Annotated in this window: 4 protein-coding genes; 3 read left to right on the top strand and 1 reads right to left on the bottom strand. The window is 69.8% G+C overall.

Annotation, left to right across the window (positions count from 1 at the left end; genetic code table 11):
* Positions 1 to 114 precede the first annotated feature (114 nt).
* The 3 genes from N864_RS19955 to N864_RS19945 all read left to right on the top strand — a co-directional run bounded on the left by N864_RS19955 (position 115) and on the right by N864_RS19945 (position 3,126).
* Positions 115 to 900: an enoyl-CoA hydratase family protein gene (locus N864_RS19955; protein ID WP_240474426.1), complete on the top strand. Its 786-nt coding sequence runs from the start codon at positions 115 to 117 to the stop codon at positions 898 to 900.
* 223 nt (positions 901 to 1,123) lie between these two features.
* Positions 1,124 to 2,617, top strand: a complete 1,494-nt coding sequence (locus tag N864_RS19950) for an MFS transporter (protein WP_081794071.1) — start codon at positions 1,124 to 1,126, stop codon at positions 2,615 to 2,617.
* A complete protein-coding gene (locus tag N864_RS19945) occupies positions 2,614 to 3,126 on the top strand; it encodes a nuclear transport factor 2 family protein (protein ID WP_034721487.1) in 513 nt (170 codons plus the stop codon). Before N864_RS19950 ends, N864_RS19945 begins: the two co-directional genes overlap by 4 nt.
* Here N864_RS19945 and N864_RS19940 read toward each other — a convergent pair.
* The gene (locus tag N864_RS19940; protein ID WP_081794070.1) at positions 3,111 to 3,824 is read right to left on the bottom strand and encodes a TetR/AcrR family transcriptional regulator; all 714 of its coding nucleotides are present in this window, start codon (positions 3,822 to 3,824) and stop codon (positions 3,111 to 3,113) included. The genes N864_RS19945 and N864_RS19940 overlap by 16 nt on opposite strands.
* Positions 3,825 to 3,906 lie beyond the last annotated feature (82 nt).

The following is a 3,906-nucleotide window of genomic DNA, read 5'->3' as shown; positions in this document are numbered from 1 at the left end:
GTTGCGACACGTCGAGTGAGCGGGAACTCCGCCCCCCGGGCCGGCCCCCGGGCGACCCGGCAATGGGAGAACATGGTCCCTGGCCATCGACACCCGACCCGAAGGAGTGACGGAGTGAGCAGCGAGCAGCAGGCGGCCGAGCTGGTCCACTATGAGGTCGAGCGGGGCGTCGCGCGGGTGACCCTCGACTCGCCGCACAACCGCAATGCCCTCTCCAACCGACTCGTCGGCCAGCTCCTCGAGGCGCTGCGCCGGGCCGATGGCGACGACGACGTCCGGGTCATTGTCCTGTCGCACACCGGGAACACCTTCTGCGCGGGGATGGACCTGACCGAGGCGTCGGAGAACACGGGCGCCGATGCCGCGACAGCGCGCAGCCAACAGCTGGCCGACCTGTTGCGGACCATCCTCACCCTCGGCACCCCCGTCGTCGCGAGCATCGACGGCCACGTGCGCGCCGGCGGGATGGGCATCATCGGTGCCTGCGACATCGTCGTGTCGGGTCAGCGGTCCACGTTCGGCCTGACGGAGGCGCGGATCGGCGTCGCACCATCGATCATCAGCCTCGTCGTGCTGCCCCGACTGAGCGACCGGTCCGCCGCCCGACTTTGTCTCACGGGCGAGACGTTCGATGCGGCCGAGGCGGCCCGCATCGGCTTCATCACCGAGGCGGCGGACGACCGAGACGGCGCGGTCGCGAAGCTGCTCACCGACTTCCGCGCTGTCTCGCCCCAAGGGCTGCGCGAGACGAAGCTGCTCGTCAACCACGCGATCCTCGCGTCCTTCGACGCCAGCCGGGACCGCGTCGTCGAGCAGTCGACCCGCCTTTTCCGGAGCGAGGAGGCCGCCGAAGGGATGCGGGCCTTCCTGGAGAAGCGGCCACCACGCTGGGCGCAGTAGCCCCGGCCGGAGTTCGCGCTCACTCGACGGGGGGCAACCGGAGTTCGCGCTCACTCGACGGTGGGGAGCGGGAGGTTGGCCGAGCGGCTGACCCAGCTCAGCGGCATACCAAATCGTCGCGCGAGGAACCTTGACGGGTGGCAGCGTCCACTGCTTCACTTTCTATGAACGGTCGTTCGTTTATAGAACCCCACGGCAACGCCGCCTCCATCGGAAGGTTCCCATGTCCACCGACCCCCGCACTTCCCACGCCCCCGTGGGCTCGCGCCACGAGGCGCCGGTCGACGAGTCGAAGATGCGTCGCCTCGCCCTCGCCTCCATCGTCTCGACGGTCCTCGAGTGGTTCGACTTCCTCGTCTACTCGACGGCCGCCGCGCTCGTCTTCGGCCACCTGTTCTTCCCGACCCTCGGCGGCGTCAAGGGCAGCCTCGCGTCGTTCGCCACGTTTGCGGTCGGCTTCATCGCGCGGCCCCTCGGCGGCGTCATCGCCGGCCACATCGGCGACAAGCACGGCCGCAAGGTGCCGCTCGTCGGCTCGATGATCCTCATGGGCCTCGCGTCGTTCGCCGTCGGCATTCTGCCGACCTACGCGAGCATCGGCGTGTGGGCTCCGGTCCTGCTCGTCGTCTTCCGCGTCGTGCAGGGCCTGGGCGTCGGCGCGCAGTGGGGTGGCGCCGCGATGCTCCTCGTCGAGCACGCGCCCGTCAAGAAGCGCGGCTTCTACGGCTCGCTCGTCAACACCGGCACGATTTTCGGCGCCGTCCTCGGCACGGGCTTCTACCTCGTGCTGACAGCGATCATGTCGAAGGCCGCCTTCGAGTCGTGGGGCTGGCGCCTGCCGTTCCTGTCCGGCCTGCTCATCGTCGGCTTCGGCATCGTCGTGCAGAACCGCATCGAGGAGACGCCCGTCTTCAAGGAGCTGTCCGCGCGGTCGGCGGCCAAGACGGCCGGCCTGCGCAAGGCGCCGGTCGTCGTCGCGGTGCGACGTTACTGGCGCCAGATCCTGCAGGCCCTCAGCGCCTTCTTCGTCGTGAACGGCACCTACTACATCTTCATCTCCGGCGTGCTCGACTACGGCACCAAGAGCCTCGGCCTGAACCGCTCGGAGATGCTGCTCGTCGTCATGGTCGCCGGCCTGACCCAGGTGGTCACGATCCCGTTCTTCGGCGCAGTCTCCGACCGGCTCGGGCGCAAGAAGCTCTACCTCACCGGCGCGGTCACCATGGCGGTCGCCGCGTTCCCGATCTTCGCGCTCATCGACACCGGCAACCTCGCCCTCGTCTTCCTCGCGCTCGTCGTCGGCTTCACCATCCACGCGACGATGTTCGGGCCGCAGACCGCGCTGTACGCCGAGATGTTCCCCGCCGATGTCCGGCTCAGTGGCGCCTCGCTCGGCTTCCAGTTCGCCTCGGTCCTCGCCGGCGGCCTGGCGCCGCTCATCATGACCGCTCTCGTCGCCGAGTTCGGTGGCTCCTGGTCCGTCTCGCTCTACATCATCGCGATGGCCGTCATCACCTTCGTCGGCGTCGCGACGATCAAGGAGCACTTCCAGCGTGACCTCTATGAGCTGTCCGACGAGGCGGCGGCGGAGCGGGCGGCTGTTGAGTCCGCGCCGGTGGGGTCGGCCGGGTCGGTCGGGTCGGTCGGGTCGGCTGGGTCTGCTGCGCCTGCGCACGCCGGCAGCCGCGCGGGGTCAGGTGCCGAGGCGGGCGCATGACGGCAGCTGCACCCGAGGCTTCCCTGGGGCAGCGGGTCCAGCGCCTCGAGGACCTGCACGCCATCCAGCAGCTGCGCGCGTCGTACTGCCAGTGCCTCGACGACGGTCGCTGGGACGAGCTCGTTCAGCTCTTCACCGAGGACGGCGCCTTCGTCGGCCTCGCGACGGCACGCGGGCGCGAGGAGCTGCGGACCTTCTTCGCCGACCTCCAGCAGGGCTCGCTCACCGCGTGGTGGCACTTCTCCTCGAACGAGACGATCGAGCTGACCGGGGACAGTGCCACGGGCCAGACCTGGCTGCTCCAGCCGTGCGTGGTGGACGGGCAGTCGCAGCTCGCGGCCGGCCGTTACGTCGACCAGATGGTCCGCTGCGCGGACGGCAACTGGCGCTTCACCGAGCGCAAGGTGCGGTTCTTCTGGTGGGTTGATCTCGAAAGTGGCTGGGACGCAGGCCGATTCACGTATGCCGCTGGGCTTGGTGCCGCTGACCCGCTCTACTCGCCGCGCTGAGCGCGGCTGCCGCCACGGCCACGTCCTCTGGGTCTTCCTCCTGACTCGGCGGACGTGGCCGTCTCGGAGTCCGGCCGGGCCTCGACCATCGCGAGCGCCAGTCGGGCCTGCTGGCGCGCCACCGTCTCGGGGCTCTCCGGGCCCTGGGGGCGGTACCACGTCGCCAGTGCGGAGCAGAGCAGCACGATGTTGCGCGCGGCTTCGTGCGGGTAGGGGGTCGCGAACTCGCCTGTGGCTGAACCGTCCTCGACGATTCTGGTGAAGATCTGCTCGGTGGTGTCGCGCGCCTTGACGACCTCGGACCGCTGGTCTCCCCGGAGATAACGGAACTCGCCGAGGGCGACGACACCGGCCGTCTGGCTGCGGATCGACCAGCCGACGTAGGCATGTACGGCGGCCTCGAGTCGCGCCCGCGCCGTGCCGCCCTCCGGAATGTGTGCGGTGAGGGTGGCGATGAGGTCGTCGTTCGCCTGCCGCAGGACCGTGGCGAGGAGCGCGTCCTTCGAGGGCACGTAGTTGTAGAGGTTGGCCAGGCTGGTGCCGGCCCGCGTCGCAATGTCGCGCATCGACGCGCCGTTGAACCCCTTCTCGCCGAAGGACTCGACGCTGGCAGCGAAGATCGCCGCCTCGTTGGGGCGGGTCTGTGGGCGGCCCTTCGGCCGGGACGGGCGAGCCGCGGAGGCCGTCTCCGAAGTCATGCCCCCGAGGCTACGTCCCCGTTGCCGGACGGGGGCACACCGCCCGCTCAGACCGTCGAGTGAGCGCGAACTCCGGTCGCGA

The sequence above is a fragment of the Intrasporangium chromatireducens Q5-1 genome, from assembly GCF_000576575.1.
Classification (GTDB): domain Bacteria; phylum Actinomycetota; class Actinomycetes; order Actinomycetales; family Dermatophilaceae; genus Intrasporangium_A; species Intrasporangium_A chromatireducens.
This window is presented reverse-complemented; position numbering and strand designations above follow the sequence as displayed.